The 23870-nt window shown below is 65.9% G+C and carries 17 protein-coding genes; 7 read left to right on the top strand and 10 right to left on the bottom strand.

Annotation, left to right across the window (positions count from 1 at the left end; translation table 11 throughout):
• Positions 1 to 126: 126 nt before the first annotated feature.
• From ACW17X_RS12625 to ACW17X_RS12610, 4 genes are all read right to left on the bottom strand, one after another.
• On the bottom strand, positions 127 to 1284 hold the full coding sequence (locus ACW17X_RS12625) for an acyltransferase family protein (protein ID WP_492097872.1): 1158 nt from the start codon (positions 1282 to 1284) through the stop codon (positions 127 to 129).
• 51 nt (positions 1285 to 1335) lie between these two features.
• Positions 1336 to 1932 carry a GTP cyclohydrolase I FolE gene (folE, locus tag ACW17X_RS12620; RefSeq protein ID WP_492088276.1) on the bottom strand — a complete coding sequence of 199 codons (597 nt, stop codon included), beginning with the start codon at positions 1930 to 1932 and terminating at the stop codon, positions 1336 to 1338.
• Positions 1933 to 2066: 134 nt separating this feature from the next.
• Positions 2067 to 2561, bottom strand: coding sequence for a chemotaxis protein CheW (locus ACW17X_RS12615; protein ID WP_492097870.1), 495 nt, complete (start codon positions 2559 to 2561; stop codon positions 2067 to 2069).
• Positions 2561 to 4243: a methyl-accepting chemotaxis protein gene (locus tag ACW17X_RS12610; RefSeq protein WP_492097868.1), complete on the bottom strand. Its 1683-nt coding sequence runs from the start codon at positions 4241 to 4243 to the stop codon at positions 2561 to 2563. The genes ACW17X_RS12615 and ACW17X_RS12610 overlap by 1 nt, the downstream gene beginning before the upstream one ends.
• Before the next feature lie 487 nt (positions 4244 to 4730).
• Between ACW17X_RS12610 and ACW17X_RS12605 the strand changes: the two genes are divergently transcribed.
• The 5 genes from ACW17X_RS12605 (at position 4731) to ACW17X_RS12585 (ending at position 10624) form a co-directional block, all read left to right on the top strand.
• On the top strand, positions 4731 to 5258 hold the full coding sequence (locus ACW17X_RS12605; protein WP_492097866.1) for an RNA polymerase sigma factor: 528 nt from the start codon (positions 4731 to 4733) through the stop codon (positions 5256 to 5258).
• On the top strand, positions 5258 to 6220 hold the full coding sequence (locus ACW17X_RS12600; protein ID WP_492097864.1) for a FecR family protein: 963 nt from the start codon (positions 5258 to 5260) through the stop codon (positions 6218 to 6220). The genes ACW17X_RS12605 and ACW17X_RS12600 overlap by 1 nt, the downstream gene beginning before the upstream one ends.
• A 135-nt stretch (positions 6221 to 6355) precedes the next feature.
• On the top strand, positions 6356 to 9274 hold the full coding sequence (locus tag ACW17X_RS12595; RefSeq protein ID WP_492097862.1) for a TonB-dependent receptor: 2919 nt from the start codon (positions 6356 to 6358) through the stop codon (positions 9272 to 9274).
• A gap of 7 nt (positions 9275 to 9281) precedes the next feature.
• Positions 9282 to 9890, top strand: a complete 609-nt coding sequence (locus ACW17X_RS12590) for a biliverdin-producing heme oxygenase (RefSeq protein WP_492097860.1) — start codon at positions 9282 to 9284, stop codon at positions 9888 to 9890.
• Positions 9887 to 10624, top strand: coding sequence for an energy transducer TonB family protein (locus ACW17X_RS12585; protein WP_492097858.1), 738 nt, complete (start codon positions 9887 to 9889; stop codon positions 10622 to 10624). Before ACW17X_RS12590 ends, ACW17X_RS12585 begins: the two co-directional genes overlap by 4 nt.
• Positions 10625 to 10908: 284 nt before the next feature.
• Here the strand turns inward: ACW17X_RS12585 and ACW17X_RS12580 are convergent, their stop codons facing one another.
• The 3 genes from ACW17X_RS12580 to ACW17X_RS12570 are packed head-to-tail and all read right to left on the bottom strand — an operon-like array spanning position 10909 to position 13488.
• Complete coding sequence (locus ACW17X_RS12580; protein ID WP_492097856.1) at positions 10909 to 12078, bottom strand: TMEM43 family protein; 1170 nt, start codon at positions 12076 to 12078, stop codon at positions 10909 to 10911.
• Positions 12079 to 12086: 8 nt separating this feature from the next.
• On the bottom strand, positions 12087 to 12980 hold the full coding sequence (locus ACW17X_RS12575) for a peptidase (RefSeq protein ID WP_492097854.1): 894 nt from the start codon (positions 12978 to 12980) through the stop codon (positions 12087 to 12089).
• Between the two features lie 52 nt (positions 12981 to 13032).
• The gene (locus ACW17X_RS12570; protein ID WP_492097852.1) at positions 13033 to 13488 is read right to left on the bottom strand and encodes a peptidase S1; all 456 of its coding nucleotides are present in this window, start codon (positions 13486 to 13488) and stop codon (positions 13033 to 13035) included.
• Between the two features lie 187 nt (positions 13489 to 13675).
• Here ACW17X_RS12570 and ACW17X_RS12565 point away from each other — a divergent pair, with 187 nt between their 5' ends.
• Both ACW17X_RS12565 and ACW17X_RS12560 read left to right on the top strand, forming a co-directional pair.
• A complete protein-coding gene (locus ACW17X_RS12565) occupies positions 13676 to 14329 on the top strand; it encodes a response regulator (protein WP_492097850.1) in 654 nt (217 codons plus the stop codon).
• A 2-nt stretch (positions 14330 to 14331) separates the two neighbouring features.
• Positions 14332 to 16233 (top strand): sensor histidine kinase, encoded by a 1902-nt coding sequence (locus tag ACW17X_RS12560; protein ID WP_492097848.1) that lies wholly within the window; start codon positions 14332 to 14334, stop codon positions 16231 to 16233.
• A gap of 230 nt (positions 16234 to 16463) precedes the next feature.
• On the opposite strand, the gene ACW17X_RS12555 is transcribed toward ACW17X_RS12560, so the two are convergent.
• From ACW17X_RS12555 to ACW17X_RS12545, 3 genes are all read right to left on the bottom strand, one after another.
• Complete coding sequence (locus tag ACW17X_RS12555; RefSeq protein WP_492097846.1) at positions 16464 to 20600, bottom strand: beta strand repeat-containing protein; 4137 nt, start codon at positions 20598 to 20600, stop codon at positions 16464 to 16466.
• An 11-nt stretch (positions 20601 to 20611) separates the two neighbouring features.
• Positions 20612 to 22264, bottom strand: a complete 1653-nt coding sequence (locus ACW17X_RS12550; RefSeq protein WP_492097844.1) for a ShlB/FhaC/HecB family hemolysin secretion/activation protein — start codon at positions 22262 to 22264, stop codon at positions 20612 to 20614.
• 354 nt (positions 22265 to 22618) lie between these two features.
• Positions 22619 to 23650 (bottom strand): helix-turn-helix domain-containing protein, encoded by a 1032-nt coding sequence (locus ACW17X_RS12545; protein ID WP_492097842.1) that lies wholly within the window; start codon positions 23648 to 23650, stop codon positions 22619 to 22621.
• Positions 23651 to 23870: the final 220 nt, after the last annotated feature.

Below are 23870 nucleotides of genomic sequence, written 5' to 3'. Positions count from 1 at the left end.
CCCAAGATAGTTAAGCGACGAGTAATGTTGCGACGCAAGATAAATTGCCGTGACAGCCAACTGAACATCGTTCTGTTACCCAAGGGCAACATCCATTCCTAGCTTAATGAAGCCGACGCTCACCGCCTAGCCTTGGAGCGGCATGACAGGCCCCACTTTGGGCGCCGATGCGGTGATCGACGCCTGGCGCCGCCTGAGCCAGGTCCGAATCCGCGATTGCATCTTGTCATCGATCACGAAGTGGAAGGCAAAGGCGAAGGCGACCGCCGCCAGTACGCCGCCGCCCCACAGGGCCCACTGAACCGGCTCTGACAGAGCGAACCGGGCCACCGCGACATTGGAAACGCCGAACCAGGCGATGCGAACCACCTCGTTCGAAATGAACATCGAAAAGGAGACCATGGCGGCGGTCTCGACCCATTTCGACGGACGGCGCACGGGCACGGCCCCTGCAGCTAAAATGATGATCGAAATCATCGCCAGAGAGATCAGGGCGTTCTTGTCAAAGGCCTGAGCGATCGCCAGACCACAGAAGGCGGCGACGCCGGCCCAGCCGGCGAAACGAGGCGCGATCCAGACCTTCTGGGCGAACCAGGCCAGGGTCATGCCCAGGAAGAACAACGGCAAGGCGCGAACAAAGCCATAGCCCATGGGCATCTGATAGACCGGATGGCCCAGCAGGCTCCAGCACAGCTGATTGGCGACCAGATAGGCTCCAACCCCCAGACCGAGAGCGCCCCAGGCCCCCAGCCGCGTCAGACCGCGCAGGATCCAGGGGAAGCACAGATAGCAGCCGATCAGGGCCGAGATCGACCAGGTGGGCGCGTTCCAGCCCAGGCCGCCATGCACCCCATAGGCCTGGAGCAGCAACAGCTGGGCCGGCAGCTGATCCCAGCGGAACCATTCCGGATTCCGCGGCAAGGCGCCGACCGCCGAGCCCAGCAAAACCAGGACCACCAACGACAAACCCAGGATCAGATGGGCCGGAACCACGCGCAGGAACCGTTTCAGGAAGAAGTCGCCCGCCGACATCCGCCCCTGCCCCACCGCCGCGCCATAGACCCGCATCAGCACATAGCCGGAATCGATCAGGAAGAAGTTGGTCAGCAGGAACCCGCCCCGTTGGAACACGGGATGCACGGCTTCAGCCAGCGGAACCGGCCCGGCCGCCTGATAGTGGTGCAGGATGATCAGGAAGGCCACGATGAAACGCAGGGCGTCCAACCAGCCGCCACGCGCGATCGGAGTTGTTTCGTTTCGGGTCGAAATCAGGGTCCAGGGCACGGAAAACGCCTCCTAAGACCCCGACCTCGCAAGAGCCGGGCCGGAAGAAGCTCAGCCGCGCACGAGGCGCAGAAACTCCTCGCGTGTGCGTGGATCGTCGCGGACCACGCCGATCAGATGACTGGTCGTCAGACTGGCGCCGGGGGCGTTGACCCCACGCAGGGTCATGCAGCTGTGCTCGGCCTCGATCACCACCCCGACGCCCTGGGGCTTCAACACGGTCTGGATGGCCTCGGCGATCTCGGCCGTCATCTTCTCCTGGATCTGCAGGCGTCGGGCGAAGCCGCGCACCACCCGCGCCAGCTTGGAAATGCCGACGACGCGGTCGGTCGGCAGATAGGCCACATGCGCCCGCCCCACGACCGGCAACATATGATGCTCGCAGAAGCTGACGAAGCGGATGTCCTTCAGCACCACCAGCTGGTCGTAGCCGCCCGTCTCCTCAAAAGTCTTTTCGAGATAGGAAAGCGGATCGGTCTCATAGCCGGAAAAGAGCTCGCGATAGCTGCGCGCAACCCGCGCCGGCGTCTCCAGCAAGCCCTCGCGGTCAGGATTATCGCCCGCCCATTCGATCAGGGTGCGGACAGCGGCCTCTGCGTCGGCCTGGGTCAATCGGGCGGCGGGGGCGGTAGGGGGAGCGTCGGTCATTGCGGGCCTAATAGCGATGCGAGGCGGAGAAGGGAAAGCCTTCCGCCCCTCATTTACGTCGCAGCGAGCGATTCAGACGCGGGTCCCCAAGCCGCAATCCCGCACTTTCAACGCCCAGGACAGGAGCCGGCCGTTCAGGCCGCGCGCGCGTCCTCGCGCGAGACGGACTCCAGGGCGGCGACCTCGGTCGTCGACAGAAGGCGCACGAGGTCAATCAGCACCACGAAGCCGTCGTCACGCCGTACGACGCCCGAGATATAGTCCGAGCGCCATTTGACGCCGATGTCGGGCGACGGCTCGATCTGGTCGGCGGTGAAGGCGGTGACCTCGAACACCCGGTCAGCGACCAGGCCCAGGCTCAGCACCCGATCCTCCAGTGGAATGTCCAACACCAGGATACGGGTGTTCAGCGTCGGCTCGACCGGCGCCATGCCCAGGCGGATCCGCAGATCCGCCGTCGGCACGCCCCGACCCCGCACGTCCGTCAGGCCCAGCAGATAGTCGGGGCCGTTCGGCATGCGCGAGGGAGCCTGATAGGTCAGGATTTCCCGCACCAGACCGACCGGGGCGGCGAAGACCTCGTCGCCCAGGCCGAAGCTGACATATTGACCCTCGGCGGCTTCAGCCATCAGGCGCTCTCCCGGAAGTCCATGTCCTCGGCGTCCGCGCCGCCGGTGGTCATGTCGAGAGCAAAGCCCTGAGCCCTAGCCTGCTGAGCATGGACATTCGGCCTCGCGATCTGGGGAGACGCCGGCCGCGCAGCCTTGAAGGCCGTAGGACGCGCGCGCACCCGAGCCGGAGCCCGAGCAGGCGCTCCTGGCGCCTCGGTGCGGAAGAAGGCGATCGAGGTCTGCAGCTCCTCGGCCTGGGCCGCCAGTTCCTCGGAGGTGGCCGACATTTCCTCGGCCGCGCCGGCGTTCTGCTGAATCACCTTGTCCAGTTGCTGGATGGCGTCATTGATCTGGGCCGCGCCGACATCTTGCTCACGGCAGGCGGCGCTGATCTCCGACACCAGCTCGGCGGTCTTGCGGATGTCCGGCACCAGGCGTTGCAGCATTTCGCCGGCTTCCTGAGCGGCCTTGACCGTGTGCCCCGACACCGCGCCGATTTCGGCGGCGGCCGTCTGGCTGCGTTCGGCCAGCTTGCGCACTTCCGAGGCGACGACGGCGAAGCCCTTGCCGTGTTCCCCGGCGCGGGCGGCCTCGACCGCTGCGTTCAGGGCCAGCAGATCGGTCTGGCGGGCGATTTCCTGCACAATGCCGATCTTGTCGGCGATAGTGCGCATGGCGTCGACGGCCCGGTGCACGGCCTCGCCGCTGATTTCCGCATCCTTGGACGACTGGCGCGAAATCTTCTCGGTCTGGGCCGCGTTGTCGGCGTTCTGTTTGATGTTGGCGGCCATCTCTTCCATCGAGGCCGAGGCCTGTTCGGCGGCGGCGGCCTGTTCGGTCGCGCCCTGGCTCATCTGTTCCGAGGAGGACGACAGTTCCTGGCTGCCCGCCGAGACATTGTCGGCGGCCGACAGGGCGTCGCTAATGACCCCGCGAAGGCGTTCGATCATTCGGTTCAGGTCGGTCAACATGTCGCCGATCTCGTCTCGACTGGTCACCGCGACGTTCTTGGTCAGATCGCCCTCGGCGACAATGCGAACCGCTTCGCAGGCGCGGGTCAGGCCCTTGCAGACCACCATGAGAATCCCGATGCAGCCGGCGATCGCACCCAGCAAGGCAATGACCGCGGCGATGATCAGGCTGTTCCGGGCCTCCTCGAACACCGCCGTCGCTTCCTCATCCGCCTCAGCCATCAGCGCCTTGTCGGTTTTGACGATACGTTCCGCCGCTTCCTCGATCGCACCGAGGCTGGCGCGCGCCTCATTCATCATCAACCCTGTAGCGCCGACCCGGTCGCCCGCGACGGCGCGCCGGTCAATTTCCTCACCGATCGGCTTGTATACGGACCAAGCCTGCGCAAGCGCGACCCATTCGGCCTTGGCCTGTTCAGACGCGGCCGCCTGACCCTGGGCCAGCAGTTGATCCAGCTCGGTGCGCGCCTGGTTGTTTTCGTTCGACATTTCACGCACGACGTTCGGATCTTCACTCAACAGCATGCCGCGTTGGCGTCGCACATAGCCGCTGAACTCGGTCTCTATACTTTGGGCGCGGCTCAACTGAGCGACCGGGCCGGCCAGCACATGATGGATTCCCGTATTCAACGACGACAAGTGGGTGAGAGACACCCCGACCAACACGGCGATCGCCACGATCAGCAAACCAAAGGTCACGATCAACTTGGCCTTGATGGTGAAACGCATGTCTATCTCCCCGAGCAAATATCGATGACGAAAGGCTGAAGCGACCGACGGGACGACGTCATGGGCGCGACAGCAAAGAGCGTAGAGTTCGAGTAGGGACGTGGAGCGACGACGGGGCGAACCGCTGGCTTCTCCATTCGACAGCACATCATGGCGTCGGTCCTATCTGAGAGGCGGATCGCCTCACAACCGACGCTCATCATTACTGAGGACGGTTAAACCGGCCTCAAGCCCCAAATACGCAACTGTACCTAGAGAAAGCCTTAAAATTCTCGTGCACTACCGGATCCAACGAAGGTCGGGCGCTCTCCGCCGACACATCCCCTGGTCTGTACGCTTCAAGACTCAAACCCCCATATCGCTCTTCAACGAGAGACTGTCGCCAAGGGCTGAGGCCATGACTCACTGACGATGGCCACGCTCTCGACCGACATAAATCCAGGCCATTTGTTGCGAGCAGTTCGCAACCCGTGTAGCGAAAGACATTATGGCTCAGTCAAACTCACAGCCCGGGCAGAGCTTTTCGCAATTGCTGATGATCGAACGTCCGTCGCTGGTGCGACTGGCACGGCGAATTCTGGGCGACGCCAGCTTGGCCGAGGACATCGCCCAGACCCTGTGGCTGCGTGTACAGCGCATCGCCGATCCTGCAGCGATCAAGGATAAGCGGGCTTATCTCTATCGGTTGGCGCTCAACCTCACCTCGGACCAGATGCGCAGCCGCAAGCGTGGCGCGGCCCTCTTCGACAGCCAGATCGAGGACCCCAGCATGATCGACGCCGCCCCCACGACCGAGGCCCGGATCATGCATCGGCAAAGGCTAGACCTCTTGGCGGAGGCCATCGACGAGCTGCCGCCACGTTGCCGAGAAGTCTTCCTGCTGCGGCGCGTCGAGGGGCTGTCGCCGGCCGAGGTCGCCGAGCGGCTGGGCATAACGCCGAACGCCGTAGCCAAACACGTCCGCCACGCCTTGCATCATTGCCAGACGCGGCTGACAGAACGGGAGGCTGGATGATGTCGAGAGCGCCCCGAGACGTCGCCCGCCTGGACCGCGAGGCCGCACGCTGGTTGGCGGACCAGGAAGGCGGCCTGCTGGACGCCGCCGGAGAGGCGCGGCTGAAGATCTGGCTGGAAACGCCCGCGAACGCTCACGCCTTTACGCGTGCGCAATCCCTCTGGCGGGACATGGGCCAAGCGGCCCGCCCGGCCTTGCCAGCCTGGACCGTGAGGTCGGAACGACGTGCGCGACACACGCCGCCCTCGCGCATCGGCCGGTCGAGACTATCGATCGCCGCCGGGCTGGCGGCGGCTCTGGTTATGGCCTGCATGATGCTGGACATTCCGACCCGCCTGAACGCCGACGTGCTCACCCGGCCGGGCGAGCAAAGGACGGTAAGGCTGGGCGACGGCTCGGTCGTGCAGATGAACACCGACAGCGCCATCGCGCTGGCCTATACGCCCGACCGTCGCACGGTCCGACTGCTGCGCGGCGAGGCCGCGTTCACCGTCGCGCCGGACGCCCGAAGGCCCTTTAAGGTCGAGGCCGGCGGCGGCTCCACCACAGCCCTGGGCACGCGCTTCGTCGTTCGACGTCGCGGCGATCTGACCCAGGTCTCGGTGACCGAACACGCGGTCCGGGTCGTGACCCGCCCGGGATCGGTGACGACGTCCGAGAACATGACCTCGACCTATGGGCCGCGTCAGGCGCCGTCCGCCCCCAGGCCGTCCTCGCCGGATGTCGACGCCTGGACCGAGGGCTGGCTGGTGTTCGAAGATCGCCCCCTGGCCGAGGTGGTCGAGGAGATCGCCCGCTACTCGCCAACGCCGATCACAGTGTTTGGACGCGCCGTTCGAAACCGTCGCGTCAGCGGCGCCTTCCGGATCGATCAGCCGTCCCGCACCCTCGCGCGATTGGAACAGACCCTGGGTGTTCGCGCCACGCGCCTGCCGGGCGGCGCGGTAATCATTCACGGCTGAGCGCATCTCCGAGATTTTCTGAATCCGGATAGTCCCGCTTCGGCCGCCCCGCGCGTCTATCTAAAGAGAACCATTCTCATTCGCACAATTTGAGAACCATTTGGACCGGCGCGAAGCGCGCCACGAGAGGCGACATTGACTAAGGTTAGACACGAACTGGGGGCCCTGCGTCTCTTCCTCATGGCGACGGCCGCCGTCGTTCCAACCCTCTTCCTCGCACCCGCCGCCCAGGCGAAATCTGCCGCGACGCAGTTCGACATTCCGGCCGGCCCCCTGTCGCCAGCCCTGGCCGCCTTCGCCCGCCAGGCCAATATTGAAATGGCCTACGACGCGGGCCTGACGCGCGGCCTTTCCACTCGAGGGCTGCAGGGGCGTTACGGGACATCAGAGGGTCTGTCGCGTCTGCTGTCCGGCGCCGGCGTGACCTACCGCCTGTCGGGCCGCACGGCGACCCTGTCCGCCGCCCCCGCCGTCTCTGACGGATCCCTCGCCTTGGGTCCGATCAGGGTGCAGGGCGCGGCTGAAGGCGGCCCAGGCCGGCTCAGCGCCAACGGCGCCGGCGAGGCGGGCGATCCAGTGGAAGCGCCCTACCGCACGAGCGGATCCAGCGCCTATATCGCGCAGGACACCATCGAACGGTTTCGCGGCGCCTCGACCGCCGACATCATCAAGGGCGTGGCGGGCGTCACCGCCGGCGACCCGCGCGTCGCCAATGCTCTGGACGTCAATATCCGCGGCATTCAGGGCCAGAGCCGGGTGCCGATCATCATCGACGGCGGCCAGTCGACTATGGACACTTATCGCGGCTATGCCGGTCAGTCGCAGCGAACCTATCTGGATCCCGATCTGATCTCCAGCATCACCATCAACAAGGGCCCCACTCTCGAGGCCAACGCCTCTGGCGGCATCGGCGGCGTGGTCGTGATGGAAACGCTGAACGTCGACGACGTCCTGACAGAAGGCCACGATCTGGGCCTGCGCGTCCGCACCGGCGTGTCCGACGCCAGCGCCCGCAGCCAGCCGGCCTATAGCGACAAGTCGCGGACCGATCGGGGCGACCTGACCCGCCCGGGCGGCCAGTTCTTCAACATCGCCGGCGCGGGACGCTGGGATCGGTTCGACCTGGTCGCCGCCTACGCCTGGCGCGACACAGGCAACTATTTCTCGGGCCACCGGAACTACAACGACTTCCCCCAAGGCCGGCGGGTCCTGGCGACGCTGAACCCCACGAACGCTGAGGTTTTCAACACCTCGTCCCAATCGGAATCCCTGCTGCTGAAGGGAACCTGGCGCATCACCGACGCGCAGACGCTGGAGGCCGGCTATCGCCGCTATCAGGGCGAGCAGGGCGAGATCATGGCCTCCCAGATCATCCGCGTAGATCGCGACCAGGTCCCGCAATGGGACCTGGGGACCGTCGATATGGACGCCTATAGTCTGCGCTACCGCTACAAGCCCCAGGGCGACCTGATCGATCTCAAAGTCAACGCTTGGCACACCCACGCCGACAGCCTGATGTACAATGGCCTGACCGGCATCACCCCCTGGTACTATGACCGTCGCACTGAATGGTACGACGGCCCCTCCTTCAACACCGACCCCGGTTACAAGGAAGCCTATCGCAACGAGCTGACCCAGAAACGGTTCGGCGGCGACATCACCAATACCTCGCTCCTGTTCACCGGCGTGGGCAAGTTCACCCTGAACTACGGCCTGTCCTTCAGCGACGAGGACATCGCTCCTGGTCCGAACTCGCCGATCATGCACGACGACCTGGTCAACAACCGCTTCCTTCGCAACGCCGAACGCCAGGAGTACAGCGCCGTCGCCTCGGTGAAGTGGAAGCCCGACGCCCATTGGGAGCTGATGGTCGGAGGGCGCTTCAACCATGTCGAGGTCAAGGACCGCAATCGTCTGGCCACCCCCGAGACCTATGAGGTGATCGGCCAGTATCGCTATACTGAGCTGCTGAACGGCGACCCGAGCCGCCCTTCGTACCTGGCGACCCGCATCGCCCTGCTGAACTGGTATCCCGACGCCAACGGCCAGTTCACCGAGGCCTCGCTGTTGGCCTCGCCCTATGAACACGGCACAGTGGCCGACATCGTCGGCTGGAGCTTCTACGACGCCGACGCACCCGAAGACCTCGAGGTCCCGGCCACCTGGACCTGGTCCGATCCCATCCGCCGCACCGACGACGCCTTCATGCCGACAGGCAGCGCCACCTATCACTTCGACGAGGACACCCTCGTCTATGTGAAATACGCCGAGGGCGTGAAACTGCCCAGCCTGTTCGAGACCACTCTGGGCCTGTTCAGCGCCGCGCGTCCGACCGAGGGCATGAAGCCCGAACGCGCCCGCACCTGGGAAGTCGGCGCCAGCACCATCCGCCGCGACCTGCTCGCGGGCGGCGATCGCGCGGCGTTCAAGCTGGCCTATTTCAACACCGTGATCGACGACCTGATCACCCGCGACTATCGCACCCTGTCGGCGGGCCTGATCCGCAACATCGACGAATTCAAGGTGTCGGGCGTCGAGCTTCAGTCCAACTATGACAACGGCGTCGTCTTCGGCGACCTGTCGGCCCACTACTATTTCGAGGCCAAGACCTGCGCCCCCGACATCGCCGCCGAACGCCGCGCCTATGGCGCCAGCCGCAACAACGCCGAACTGATGGCCACGCCCGACTGCGTCGACGGCGGCTTCGTCGGGGCCTACACCAACACCCAGAACCCGCCGCGCTTCAATCTGAACCTGACCCTGGGCGCCCGCCTGTTCGATGATCGCCTGACCCTCGGCGGTCGGGCGGTCCACAACTCGGGTCCGATCAGCAAGCTGGACAAGGCCTGGAACGTGGGCCTGTCGGCGATCCAGCAACTGTATCTTGAGGCGACCGTCTATGACGCCTTCGCCAGCCTGAAGGTGACGGACCAGACGGCGCTGGACCTCAACATCGACAATGTAATGGACGAATACTACCTCGACCCCCTGGCTCTGGGCGTCATGCCCGCGCCCGGCCGCACCGTCCGCCTCGCCCTGACCTACCGGTACTGAGGCCGTCATGATCCAAGTCGAAACAAGCCGCTCGAAACGACTGAAGGCCGCCAGCCATGGCGTCCACGAAGGTCTGGACAACGCCATCATGGCCGCCAAACCGTTCAGCAGCCGCGACACCTATGCCGTGTTCCTGCGTATCCAACAGATGTTCCACCGCGACATCGCCGCCCTGTATGCGGCGCCGGAACTGGCGGCCCTGTTCCCGGATCTGTCCGAACGCCGCCGCTACGAACAGATCCTGGCCGATCTCGCCGACCTGAAGGCTGCCCCGGCCGATGAAACGACCGACCCGCGCTTCGTTGCGGGCGAAACGGTGGATCTGCCGACCGCGCTGGGCTGGCTCTATGTCGCCGAAGGGTCGAACCTGGGCGCCGCCTTCCTGATCAAGGCGGCGGCGGCGCTGGGCCTTTCGGCCACATTCGGCGCCCGCCATCTGGCCGCCTCGCCCGAGGGGCGCGCCAACCACTGGCGCAGCTTCACCGCCGTGCTCGACGGCCCTGACATGACGGACGCGGAAGAGGCCCGCGTCATGGCCGGCGCCTCGGCCGCCTTCACCCGCGTGCGCGGCCTGGTGGACGCCGGGTTTCGGCATGGAGCCGCCGACGCGGCATGACAGCCGCGCCGCACACCACGATCCTGAACGACGTCGGGGGGCTTGCCTCCCGACGTCCCAAGGCGCGTGGGCGTCGAGCCCTGGCTCTGGCCGTAGCCCTGGCCCTTCACGCCGCGCCCCTGGCGCTCTTGATCCATTTCGTCGTCCCGGCGCCCATACCGCTGGAGGAACAGCCCGTGATCGTCGTGGCGCTGGTTCGCAGCAACGCCGCCCCGCCCCGCCCCCCATCGGAACAGGTCGATGGCCCCAAGCAGATTCAGGCCGCAGCCAGCCGTCCCATCCCGCGCCCGCCCCTCCCGTTGCGCATCCAGGCCGAGGCGCCCGAAGCCGTAAACATCCCGGTCGCGCCCCCCCTTCCCCGCGCGGCCGAGCGCCAGACGCCGGCGCCCGCCACCACAGCGCCCCTCTCACGCCCCGCGCCGCCGTCGCCGAACGCCTCGACCGCCCCTCAAGACTGGAAAGCCCGGCTCCAGGCTCATCTGGACAGCAAGAAACGCTATCCGCCCAGCGCACAACGCCTGCGCCAGGAGGGCGTGGTCCATTTGCGTTTTACCATGGATCGCGCCGGCCGCGTCCTGTCCTCGAGGATAGAAGCCAGCTCCGGCCGCCCTTTGCTCGACCGCGAAGCCCTGGCCATGTTGCAACGGGCCCAGCCCCTGCCCGTGCCTCCGCCCGAAATCGCCGGCGCCACGATCGAGCTGACGACCCCGGTCGAGTTTTTCCTGTCGCGTTGAGGAATACGCGAACGGGGAGACCTGACTTGGGATGATACTGCGAACCGGCGCGTCCTGACCAAGACTCGACGAAACGATCCGTTTCGTCGCCTGATAGACAGACTGCCGCCCGCATGCCTGCACGATCAGAAGAGATTAGCCCCCGCTGGTAGGCGCGGCGGCCCGCCCTTTCCCTAAAGCAAGCCAGAAAGCTGGCCGCTTGGTGACGGCCAGGCTGGTCAGCAGCGGACTCCGCAGTCGTGCAGCCTGCGACGCCAATTGGGCGTCGCAGGCAAGGGCGAACTTCAGCTCTCGGCGTCGACGCGGACGTTCCCCCGTGCGGCTTTGAGCCTCCATATCCCTAAGGCGACGAGCGCGCCGAGGGCCAGGATGCCGGCGGAGAGCAGGGGGCGAACGACCAGCCAGGCCGTCGCGATCGTCAGGGCCGACAGGGTTGCGCCGAAGATGAAGGCGAGGGCGACGACGCCGAACCCGACGATCGCGCCCGCCGGCGGGAAGACGTCGGCCGCCACCTTGGCCGGATTGAGGATCATGGAGAGGCCCATGATGATCGCGACCGCGCCGCCGAGCCGCACAAGCCAGGTCATGAGCTGATTGGCGGCCTTGGCGTCCTGCAGCATCGTCTTGGCGTCCATCCGTCCGGCCCGCACCTCGTACAGGCGTCCGTGGCGTGTCGCATAGGGAACCAGATTGGCGCCCTGCTGGCCGGCGATGACGCTGATCGCGCCCAAGGGAGCCGCCATATAACGGATGCGCGTGTCGCCGACGGCGGGCATGGCCGGGTCGGCGCCCACATAGAGGGCGTCGCCGCTGACGACGGCCTTGCGCCCCAGGCGCCGCTCCGCCTCCTGAGCGTCGCCGGCCAGAAGGGCGACGGGTTCCGTCGCCGGCAGCCCCCCGGCCGCCTCAGGCCCAAGCCGCCGCTGCCCCAGCCTGATCTGCGGCGTCGAAAAGTCCTGATCCTTCAGGATCGGTTCGGGATTGACGTGTCCCTGCGGCTGCTTGAACCCGTCGGAATCCACCGGAAGCGACGACCATTCCTGCCGGTAGTCATAAGTGGCGACCGTCTCCTCGCCGCCGCCCAACCGCGTACGCGTCTCGGTGCGAACCGTTTCAACCCACTGATAGAACTCAACCTTCCGGACCAGCCTGAGCCCGGAAATTCTGAGGCCTGTGCGGTCGTCGCTCAACGGCCCGGAGGCCTGGGCCATGCCGACGACGTGAACGGGCCGACCCTCCTGGGCCGGATCGATCCGGTCGGGCGAGGCAGAGGTCGCCAGTCGTCCGCCCTCGTTCAGCGTCTGGGACGCGCGCACCGCGCGGCCTTCGTTGCCGAACAGAACCGTCACGCCTCCGAGCACGAGGATGACGCCGACCGCCATGCCCGCCAGGGCGCCGCCCAGCCGTTGCAGCCAGGAGGTTTGGGTCGTCACGACGATAGGATCTTGGCTCATGTCCGGCCTCATGGGGTTTCAGTGATTTGCAGGACCGCCGGCGCCGTGCCGCCGCCGAAGACGCCGACCCAGATGTCGTAGACGCCGCTGCGCGGCGCGTTCAGGCGGATCTCTGCGTTCGTGCCGTCGCCGCCGTCGTCGTCGCACAGCCACTCGCCGTCCGGCGTATTGACCATCAGGGTGACGTCGCGGTCAGCGTTCGCGCGGATCGCCAGCGGCATGCCGCCGGCGTCGTAGGTCAGTTCGAAACTGGGCGCGATTGCGGTGAAGCCGGAACAGCCGTTTTCGACACGAGAGGCGTCGACGGTGCCTCCAGCCGTCACGGCGCGGCGGAAGGGATCAGGCGTGAAGCCCGCGCGGAGCCGACGCGAGCCATAGGCGGCCGGCGCGGCGGGATCGGGATCTTCCCAGGCGGCGTCGTCCGCCTCGGCGTCGTCATGGCCGCCGCTCAGGATTTCCGAAATCAGCACCTCGCCGATCGGCCGGGGCTGGCCGAAGGCGCCCAGCCAGATGCGGTAGGTGCCCGAGCGCGGACGGGAAAAGACGACGCGCGCGTTCCGGCCGTCGAGGCCGTCATCGTCGCAACGCCAACGCCCGTCCGGCCCCTGGACGACCAGGCTGGTGTCGGCGGGGCTGTCGCTGGTCAGGACAAGGGGCGAGGCGCCGGCTTCGTAGCGAAGCTCGATATTGGCGCGACGGGCCACCATGCCGACGCATCCCGGCGACAGGGACGCGGCCGACCGGGCGCCGCCGGCGCGGAGCTGCACGACCTCGGGATCCGGCAGGAAGCCGGATTCCAGCTCAACGATCTGGACGTCGGGCCTGTGCTGAAAGGCCTGGGCCGAGACCTGACCGGCGGCGAAAAACAGGCCGAAGCCAATGAGAATGGGGCGAAAAACCATAGGACTGAACCGTTCGGCGCGGCCCGGATCGATCCAGGCCGCGCCTCACCCATTAGGGGGCTTCGGTGATCTGCAGGGTGGCGCTGGTCGTGCCGCCGCTGAAGGTCCCCACCCAGACATCATAGGTTCCGCTCTGCGGCCGGTTGAAGCGCACCATGGCGTCGCCGTCGCCGTACGAGTCGTCGTCGCAGTGCCAGCGTCCGTCCGGGCCGTTGATGATCAGGGTCGTGTCTTCCGACGAGACCGTGCGGAACACCAGCGGCAGGGATCCCGCCTGATAGGTCACCTCAAAGTCCGGGGCTTGGCTGATCTTGCCGGTGCAGGCGCCCGGCAGACGCGCACCGTCCACCGATCCGCCCGCCTGGACGCTGACGAGGTAGGGGTCGGGCGTGAAGCCGGTGCTGAGCGAAACCTCGCCGAAGTTGGCGGTGAGGCTGGCGTCCTGGGCAAGCGAGACGCTCGGTGCGGCGGCGGCCAGCAAGGCGGCGGCCAGAAGACGGAGTTTCAAGTTCGTGGTCCTTCCAAATGGGCCCGCCGTCCAGACCGGAGCCGGTCGGGGGGGCGGTTCGACAGAAAGCTTGACCGTTGGGGGAGACGCTTGAAATACCATGGGCGCGCGGGCCGCCTCCCATGATCATGGGATGCGGTTCGGCCCCTTCCCGCTATGCTTTGCGGTCGTTCATCAGGAGAGGGCCGTGCCCCACCGCATCGCCGTCGTCGAGGACGATCCCTTCGTCCGTCGCCACCTGGCGCGCCTGATCGAAGCCCATCCCAAGCTGCAGCTGATCGGCGAGGCCGGCGGCGTCTCGGCCGGACTGGCGCTCGCCGCCATGGGCGCCGACCTGATCATCGTCGATCTGGGGCTGCCCGACGGTTCCGGCCTGGAGGTCATTCGTACGGCGGCCGCCCTGCCGGTCCCGCCGCGCCTGCTGGTTCTGACCGTCTTCGGCGACGAGACCAGCGTGGTCGAGGCGGTCGGCGCCGGCGCGGACGGCTATCTGTTAAAGGACAGCGCCGACGAGACCCTCTGCGCCGATATTCTGGAGACCCTGAACGGCGGTTCTCCCATATCGGCCTCGGTCGCGGCCTATCTGCTGCGGCGCATGCGCCGCGCGCCGCAACCGATCCAGCCCGAACCGTGCGAGAGCGCCGCCGCCGTCACCCCGCGCGAGGTCGAACTGCTCAATCTTCTGGCGCGCGGGCTCAGCTATCGCGAGGTCGCCTCGACCCTGTCCATCTCCCACCATACGGTAGGCGCCCACGTGAAGGCCATCTATCGCAAGCTGGCGGTGAACTCCCGATCCGAAGCGGTGTTCGAGGCGGTCCAGACGGGCCTCATCCAGCTTTGACCATGCCCCTGTTCACCCTGGATCTCGAACGCCGGCCCGTCGTCGGCGGTCTGATCCTGGCGGGGATCATCCAGGCTGTCTTCTGGGCCGTCGTCTTCGCGGCCAGCCGCCCCCCGCTGCCGCCGGCCCAACTCGCCGCCTATCAGATCTCCAAGGCCTATGTGGCGCCGACGCCCGGCCTTGAACCGGAGCCGATCGAGCGGTCTCTCAAGACCCTGAAGCGACTGCCCTTCAACACGAGCCAGGGCGACATTTCCGCCTGCACCCGCGGCGCGCGTTTCCCAGCCTATCAGCTGAGCGTCGATGTCAGCCTTCCCGACCCGGACGTCATCTACGGCGTCTACATCAGCAGGATCAAGGACAACTACGGCGTCTGGCTGAACGGCCGAATGGTGGCCACGCCGCGAGGACGTTTCTTCTCTCAGCCCACCCGGGAAGGAAACGAGCCTCAAACCCTGGGCCTGACGCCCGAACTGATCCAGCCGGGCAAGAACCGGCTCGAAATCGTGGCCACGGCCAATGGCTGTCTTCCGAAGTTCGGTCGGATCTATGTCGGGCCCGAAGACGCCCTGCGGCGGCTTGAGCAGCAGGAAAAGCTGACCAGACTGGTTCTGCCCTTCGTTACAGTCGTGGCGTCCCTGACCCTGGCCCTGACAGCCGTCTTCCTGTTGCCGCTCAGCGGCTACAGCGGCGTGTTCGTCAGTCTCGCGGTCTTCATGATTTCGCTGGCCGTCCGCGGCTGGTTCTTCATCTGGTTCGACACCGACATCGACCTGGCCCTGAGGGACGTCGCGGGTTTTTCGATTTCGGCGATTGCGATGGCGAACGCCGCCTTCTTCCTCAATCGCTGGACCCAGGCGCCGTTGCGGCATCTGGTCGTCATCTACGGCCTGTGCGCCGCCGGCGTCATTGCGCTCTGGTGCGGCTGGGCGGCCAAGGTGGTCTGGGTTCCGGCGATCACCGACACCGCGGGGGTCGTGTTGTGCAGCCTCTATTTCCTGTGGCGGATGATTTCGCTGGCCCGGTCGCGGCCGGCCGTGGCGGCGCGGACCTTCGCCTTTCTGTCGGTCGCCCTGACCGCAACCCTCTATGATCTGGTCGTCGCCCTTTTGGATCTGCCTAGGTGGACGACGGCAGGCCTCTACTTCCCCTTTGTTCTCATCGGGGCCATCGCCTGGGAGATCATCACCAGAGGCATCGACCTGTATCGCAGTGCCGCCATGGCGCGCGACAGCCTGGCGGAACAGGTGCAGCTCAAGGAGGCCGAAATCCGCTCCACCTATCTGCGCCTCAGAGAGCAGGAGCGGATGCTCGCCATCAACGAGGAGCGCCAGCGCCTGGTGCGCGACATGCACGACGGCGTGGGCGGCCACCTGGTCTCGCTGCTGGCCCAGTTAAGAGGCGATACGCCCGACGTCGAAACCCTGCGCGAGGGCGTGCAGGTCGCCATCGACGATCTGCGGCTGATCATCGATTCCATGGACGGCGTGGACGATTCGCTGGAGGTGGCCATCGCCATCTTCCACGAGCGCACGGCGCCGCGCCTGCGGCTGGCGGGTATTGAGCTGACCTGGACCGCCGCGCAGGGCGCGCCTGTCGAAGGCTTCGGTCCGGAGGGTAAGATCAACATCTACCGCATTCTTCAGGAGGCGATCACCAACGCGGTCAAGCACGCCCAGGCGTCGCGGGTCGATATCCGGCTGGATCGCGACGAGGGGGGGCTGGTGGTCTCCGTGTCTGATAACGGAACCGGATTGCCGACGGATAATCGCAGCCCGGGCAAGGGACTGCAGAACATGCGTCGGCGCGCGGCGCGGATCGGCGGCGTCCTCCAACTGGTCTCGCTGGATCCGGGGCTTTCGGTGCGGCTCCGCCTGCCTCACGACCGGCAGGGGAACCGCTAAGGACATTAGTTGTCCGTTCAGGGCTTCAGTCAGCATCGATGTGAGTGCGGTGATCGGACCACGCCCCATCGGACCGAGCGGCAGCCGGATCAGTGTTGGGCGCTGCTCGCGCTGCGCCCGTAAAAGCTGTCCGAAGAGCGATGAAAAAGCGCTTACGGCGTCCGTCGCGCCGATGTGCGGCGAGGCGCATTCCGGCCCGAGAAATTGAGCCTATCAGCGCCGACTGGCGCTCACTGATCAGGCAGCGCCAGTGGGGGAGAGTCGTCGTCCGACGCGTCTTCGCTCTCTGTGGGCGCAGCAGCAGGCGGCGCTTGCAAGGTTACGGCGCTTACGGCCGAGGCGATCCGCCGCGCGTCCGAAGCCAAGACGGCGGCCTCGACCTTCAACACTCCATCCACATAGAGGATGTCGTAGTTGGACAAGCCCGTCCCCCCGGCCCCATCGACATCGATAACATAGTCGCCCGGAGCGGCGGAGGCCGCGGCGCCTTCGCTGGTCAGCGACACGGACGACACGGTGTCGCCATTCACCAGTCCAGCGACGGAATAATCGTTCAGAAGCGCCGTCTCTCCGACACGCTTCGTCTGGTCGCCGGCCGTGATCGTCAGCCCGGCCTTGCCGACCGTCAGCACCCCGCCGACATAGGTGATGTCGTAGTTTGACAGGCCCGCGCCGCCGGCGTTGGACGCCGTGATCGTATAGTCGCCGACACTGGCCGTCGTCGCCGATCCCGCGCTGGCCAGATCGACCGAAGTGACGGCGTCGCCGTTCACCAGGCCGCTGACGCCATAGCCTGCCAAGGTCGAGCCCTGGCCATAGGTCTTGGCCGCGTTGTTCGCCGTGATCGTCAGCCCGGCCTTGCCCACCGTCAGCACGCCGCCGACATAGGTGATGTCATAGTTCGACAGGCCCGCGCCGCCGGCGTTGGACGCCGTGATCGTATAGTCGCCGACACTGGCCGTCGTCGCCGATCCCGCACTGGCCAGATCGACCGATGTGACGATGTCGTCGTTCACCAGGCCGCTGACGCCATAGCCCGCCAAGGTCGAGCCCTGGCCATAGGTCTTGGCCGCATTGTTCGCCCTGATCGTCAGCCCGGCCTTCCCCACCGTCAGCACGCCGCCGACATAGGTGATGTCATAGTTCGACAGGCCCGCGCCGCCGGCGTTGGACGCTGTGATCGTATAGTCGCCGACGGTCGCGGTCGCCGCCGATCCCGTGCTGGACAAATCGACCGAGGTGACCCTGTCGCCGTTTACCAGGCCGCTGACGCTGTAACCGGCCAGGGCCGAGCCCTGGCCATAAGTCTTGGCAGCACTGTTCGCGGTGATTGTCAGACCGGCCTTGCCGACCGTCAGCACACCGCCGACGTAGGTGATATTGTAGTTGGACAGGCCCGTGCCGGCCGCATTTGACGCCGTGATCGTATAGTCGCCCAAGGTCGCCGTCGAAGCCGCCCCCGCACTCGCCAGATCCACCGACGTCACGCTGTCGCCGCCCACCAGGCCGCTGACGCTGTAGCCAAGGGTCGAGGCCTGACCATAGGCCTTGGTTCCGCTGTTGGCCGTGACGGTAAGACCGGCCTTGTCCACAACCAGAACGCCTGTGCTGTCCAGGCTCAGGCCGTAGCCCGATTGAGACGTGTCCAACGTGCCTTGGCCAACGGTGATCGCATAAGGGCCGTCGGCGACCGAGGCGTTCGCACTTGCGCCCAGCGAACTGATCGTGGGCGCGCCGGTCAAAACGGAGGCGAGCGTATCGGCCTCATAGGCCCCGGCGGCGCCGCTCATAAGGCCGGTGATCGTATAGTTGTTCGAGAGATCAGGTGCCTGACCGTAGATCTTCGACGCGTTCAGCGACGTCACATGAAGCAGGGGTATGTAGGCGAAGACATAGCGATTGCCCGTGCCCGCCACCGTTCCCAGAGCGGCCGTATTCCAGAGGGCGGACGCATGGCTGTCGAGACCGTTGAACTGGTGAGGATCGTTTGGCGAGTCGAGGTAGATCAGCCAGCGTCCGCTGGAGAGGTTGATCGCGCCGGCGCCCACGTCGTTGATGAAGGCGTCGCCTGCGGCCAGTCGGACATCGCTTGCGTTGAGGACGCCCGTCAGGCGCAAGCCTGTTGCGCCTGACGCAGTCAAGGCGCCGACGTCGGCCGCGCCCAGAATGAGGTTTCCGCCATCGGCGATCGATGTGGTCCCGCCGGTCAGCGTGACGGCCTGGCCGAAATCATTGTCCGCCGTGGTCAGGGTGATGGCGCCCGATCCGGCGTTGAGCCCGGTCGTCCCGGTGACGCTCAGACCATTCGTCGTGGACTGGCTGATGGCCCCGCCGTTGCTGGTCGCGACAAGCGCCCCGGTCACCGTGCCGCGCCCCAGGTTCAGGGCGCCGCTGCTGTTCAGCGTCAACGCGCCGGTCGCCAGCGTTCCCAGCGTCAGGGCTCCACTGTCGGCGATTTGCGTCGTTCCGCCCGTCAACGAAACCGCCTGGCCAAAATGATTGCCAGTGGTCGTCAGGGTGATGGCCCCTGCGCCCGCATCCAGAGCGCTCGCGCCTGTCACGGTCAGGGCGGTGGTCGTCGATTGGGTGATCGCCCCGCCGTTGCTGTGGGCCGTCAGCGCGCCCGCCACCGTACCGCCGCCCAGGTTCAAGGCGCCGGCGCTGGTCGCCGTCAGACCGCCTGTCGCCAGGGTTCCAAGGGTCAACGCCCCGCTTGCGGCGATCTGGGTGGTCCCGCCTGTCAGATTGACCGCCTGGTCAAAATCGTTGTTCGCCTGGTTCAGGGTGATCGCGCCGGAGCCGGCTTGAACCGTGCTGACGCCCACCGCCGCGATCCTTCCAGCCGTCTGAGTGATCGCGCTGTTGGTGCTGGACAGCCCAAGCGTGCCGGAGGCGTTGATATCATGGCCGATCGCGATCCCGGTCGCGCCCGACAAGGCCAGATTCGCCCCGGAAAGCGCGGCGAGCGTGGTCAATGTTCCGCCGCTGCTCAATCTGAGATCGGCGCTTCCGGTGTTGATCGCGGTTGAAGGCAAGGTCAAAGCGCCAGCGGCGATCAGCGACAGCTCGCTGTCGGCGCCAAGGGTCAATGCGCCCATCGATAGATCGCCCGAAGCGACGATTTTGACGCCGCTGGCCGTCGCCCCCACGGCGCCGCCAAATGTGTTGCCGGCGTTTTCAAGCATAAGCCTTTGACCCGCCATGGAAAAACTGCTGGCTCCGCCGACTGACAGTGCGCCGCTTTGCGTCAGGTCGGTCGTATTGGTGAGGTTTAGCCCGCCGCCTACGCTCAGGGAGCCCAGCTCCGAAATACGATTGGCGCCCGTAAAATTGGCATAGCCGCCGATGCTGCCCTCCAAGGCGCCGGCGGTATAGACGCCCCCCTGCTGGACAGCCGCATTCGTGCTGATGGAAATAGATCCCTCGCCCACATCGATCGAGCCATTCCCCCCGATCCCGATCTGACTGGCCCCGTTCGCCACCAGCGATACCGAGCCGTCCGGTCCGCTGCTGATGGAAGCGGCGCTGATCGTTCCGCTGTTGTTGATCAACTGGTTGAACGCGCCCTGAACGGCGCTGGCCTGCAGTCTGATCACACCGCCGGGCGCGATCAGACTGCCCGAGTTGTCGATAGCAAGGGTGTCAAGTTGAAATGGCAGCGCCTTGTCGACCACGACGCCAAAACCGCTGCTTTCGAAGGTCAACGTCACCTTGTCAGCGGCGGCCAAATTGATCGAACCGACGGTCGCTGTGATCGTCCCGCTGTTGACGACCTTTCCGCCCAGAAGCGTCACCCCCCCAGCGGCCGCAGTGATCGTTCCGCTGTTGGACATCAGCGCGACGGTGCCGGCGCCGGCGTCCATGACGTCCACGCCGCTCATGAAGTCGGAAGGCGTCTGGTTCAGCGTACTCGCCACCAGCCCGCCGACGTTGATCTGCGCTGTGCTGCCAAAGATCATGCCATATCTGTTCACCAGGAACACTTGGCCGTTTGAGTTCAGCCGACCGAAGATTTGGGTGGGATTGCCGTCCAAGACCCGGTTGAGAACGACCGAGGACGAGCTGGATTGATTGAAGGTGACGGTCGCGGCGGATCCGATGTCGAAATTGGACCAATTGATCGCCATCCGTGCCGAGGTCTGGTCGATCGTCAGGGATGCGCCGCTTGGCGCATTGATCGTCCCTGTTCCACCGGCGATGCTGCCGCCGGTGGGCAACTGGGTCGAGGCGACCTGGGCGGTCGCATAGTGGGGCGTGAAGGCGGCGATCAGGCCGGTCGCCAGCGCCAAAGGCGACACGGCGCGTTTCAACCGCGCCCGAACGCGACGTCCGTTGAACGATGACTTGAGGCTATGCAGGGGTGTCATGGCGCAGTCCCTTAGAAGCTGAATCCGAGCGCGGCCCAGACTTGCACGTCGCCGGTCTGGGCCGACGGATTGTCTGTAAGCGGCGTGGAGGCGGTGAGCGTCAGTTGCAGCCCCCGTTGGTAGGGGAGGTTGACATCGACCCCCACGCCGACGCCGTCGTAACGTTCGGGCCTGACGCCCAGGCGACGATTGTCGGCCGTGGGGGACACCCGCCCCCAGTCGTAGAAGGCTTTGAAGGTGACGATGTCCGACCAGGGCCGGCCCTTGAACGGAGACGCAACCCCGCCAAAGCCCGGCGCATCGACCTGGTATTCTGCGGTCAGTTGAAGACCGCGGTCGCTCAGCGCGGCGGACAGAGGCGCAGCCCTGACGCTGTCAGGTCCGCCGATGGCGAATTGTTCGAGCGGCGGAAGGGCCGCCTCGGTAAACTGGCCGGAACCCCGGACGAGAATCCTCTGATCGGGCGCCAAGCCCTGGATCCGCGACAGCGACAGGCGCGTGATCAGGAAGTCGCTGTCGTGCTCGCCATATATGAAGTTCTGCGAGGCGGATCGATCGTTGAAGGATTTCCTCAGCGTCACCTGGCCGAAGTTCACGCCTCGGCTTGACGGTTGATCCTGACGAAAAGCCAGGCCGGCTTCGACGACATCGAAGGCATGGTCCGACAGCCGCAGACCGAGGCCGTCCAGCTTGGACGTCTCGTAGATATAGGTCCCTGTAGCCTGCGCCTGGAAGAACGGCGTATTCGCGAACTTCCACTCGAATCCGAAAACGCCCTGCGTGGTCGGGCCGCTGATTTGCAATGCCGCAAACGGACCCGTGCTCAGGTCCAACTGGCTCCGGCTGATCGAGGCGACGGCGCTGAGGCCAGGCGTCATGGCCAGCGGCAGCCTATAGGACGCCGATCCGGTCCAGCTGTCGCTGGGATCCAGGGCATAGCCGTAACTTGCCGACAGAACGTCGCCCAGCCCCAGCGGGCTGTACAGGCTTGCGCCGGCTTCGAGGCGATATCGGCCCGAGGTCTCGGTTCCGTGGTTGCTGACGCCAAACCTCACGGCGTAAGGGCGGCCCTCGTCCTCCGCCGTCACGACAATATCGGTTTCGCCGGCCTTGGCGCCCCCCTCCAAAACGGTCGAAACCTTGGCCGCCGGCAGGTCCCGTCCGTACCGGATGGCCTGTCCCAGGGTTTCCGACTGGAGCGGGCGGCCGATCAAATCCCGGTACGGCGCCCGCACGGCCGCCTCTCTAAGCCGCCCATTGGCGACGACACGAACCTGCCCCACGCGCCCCTCGACGACCTCGATCGTCAGGACATGATCGTCACCGATACGCTGCGGGGGGACGATCGCCGTCGCCGCTAAGAAGCCGGCCTGACGATAGGTGGCCGTGATCGCATCGGCGATCTGCGACATCTGATCGAAGGTCAGGCGAGACGTCCCGTTCGCCGAGGCGATCTGGCTCGCCAGCGCGTCCGACGCCACACGGTGTATGGACGATGCTGAAATTCCTGTGCCCGGATGCCCGGACACGCCGACGACCCGCACGCCCGAAATCAGCGTGGATTGCTCGCCGCCAGGATCGCTGGACACCTGCGTCGTCGCGGCGGCCGGCAAGGCCTCCACATGTTCAGCGCACAGCCCAAACACAGCTGCGACAAACGCCACTTTATACACCGGTTACGAGCCCCCGCTCCCTACGCGCCGCGCCGAGGCACGACATTTTCTATCTTAGACGAACGCACATCTTGGAACCGACAGCGCAACTGATGAACGCCATCACTCGGGTCGGCGACGAGAGGCCCATAGCCGTCGCGCGCGACGCCGTTCCAGCCGCACAAATCGACTCCGTTGTTCTGGATGAAGATCCGCCGATCCAACGCCCCACAAGCACAAGCTCGGAGCATCAGATCGCGGCCGTAAACCTGCCCCGGAGAGAGATGAAAAGCGCTTGCGGCGTCCGTCGCGCCAATGTGCCGCAAGGCGCATTCCAGGCCGGGAAATTGAGCCTCTCAGCGCAGACTAGCTCAGATTGACGATCCAGCTTCGCCAGTCCTCTTCCCCTCGCAGGGCTTCGGACGCCCCCTTTGAGGCCGCGAGGCCGCGAAGCTCGCGCGGGGTCATGCCGTAAAGATTGCGGAACGCCGCGACGAAGTTTGACCTGTGGCTGAAGCCGAAAGCCGCAGCTATGGCGCCGATCCCCTTCTCCCGTGCGCGAGGGTCGATCAGTTGATCCCGAACCGCCCGCAACCGCCTCTGCTGGACATAGGCGGAGAAGCCGCCAAGCGGCTGAAACAGATAGTAGAGCTTGCGTTCGGACATGGCGAAGGCCGCAGCCGTCTCGGCGGCGCTCAGGGTCGGATCTGCGAGCCGCGTCTCTATTCTACGGCAGATTTGCTCGACCAGACTCTCGTTCGCCGCCGGGCGCGACGTCTCGTTCAGATGTCCGTTGATCGCGGCTGCAGCCAACGCCACCGTCGGCTCGACCAGGAGCGCCGCCTGGTCGCGCCCGAGCGCAGGCGCCAGCTCCGTCAACATGGATAAATGCCCTCGCAGAAGACTGACGAGAGGATCTTCGCGAGGCACGATCTTGAGGTGGACGTCGTCCGGCTGTCTGATCAGCGGAGCGAGCAGGCGCCGGGGAACGATGAGATTCATATTCTCGAAGTCTGTCGCCGCCGTGTCGAGCGGCTGCGCCAGATCGACGATCAGCAGATCGCCGGGACGGGTCCAGGCGTCCGACGTCGCATCTCGGGGGCCGCACGCCCCCTCGGGATAGAACTGAACGAGATAATGCGAGAGCCCGTCCCGGGCCGTGCGGTAACGCGAGCGGCTGAAGGTCTGGGCGGTGGAGCGGCTATGCCCGACCAGAAGCTCCCCGAAGGCATAGCCGCCCGCACGCCCATGAAAGGCGCCATGGCCTACGGCAGCGACCTTAACGTCGAACATGACGCTCATGGCCTCGGTCCAACCGGCCACAGCGGCGTGATCCGGCCCATGGCCCGCGTCGAAGAAGGAGGCTTGCACCCTCGCGTCTGCGCCCAGCTGCGTCATTCCCGCGTCTCACTCCCAAAGCTTTGCCGTGTCCAGTAGAAAAGACGGGCGCCTGGGACGCCCTGCGGCATAAGCTCGGGCGCGATCAGGTGGGCGGACGATCCCGCTCGGCCGCATGCCAGCGCCAGGCGGTGCGGACAATGTCGTCCAGGGTCCGGGTCGGGGCCCAGCCCAGGGGCTGGTTGGTCGTGCGGCGGATGGTGTCGATCAGGTTAGCAGT

Source organism: Brevundimonas sp. FV1ye4L (assembly GCF_058681255.1).
Note: the sequence above shows the minus strand (reverse complement) of the source record. Positions and strands in the feature narration are given on the sequence as shown.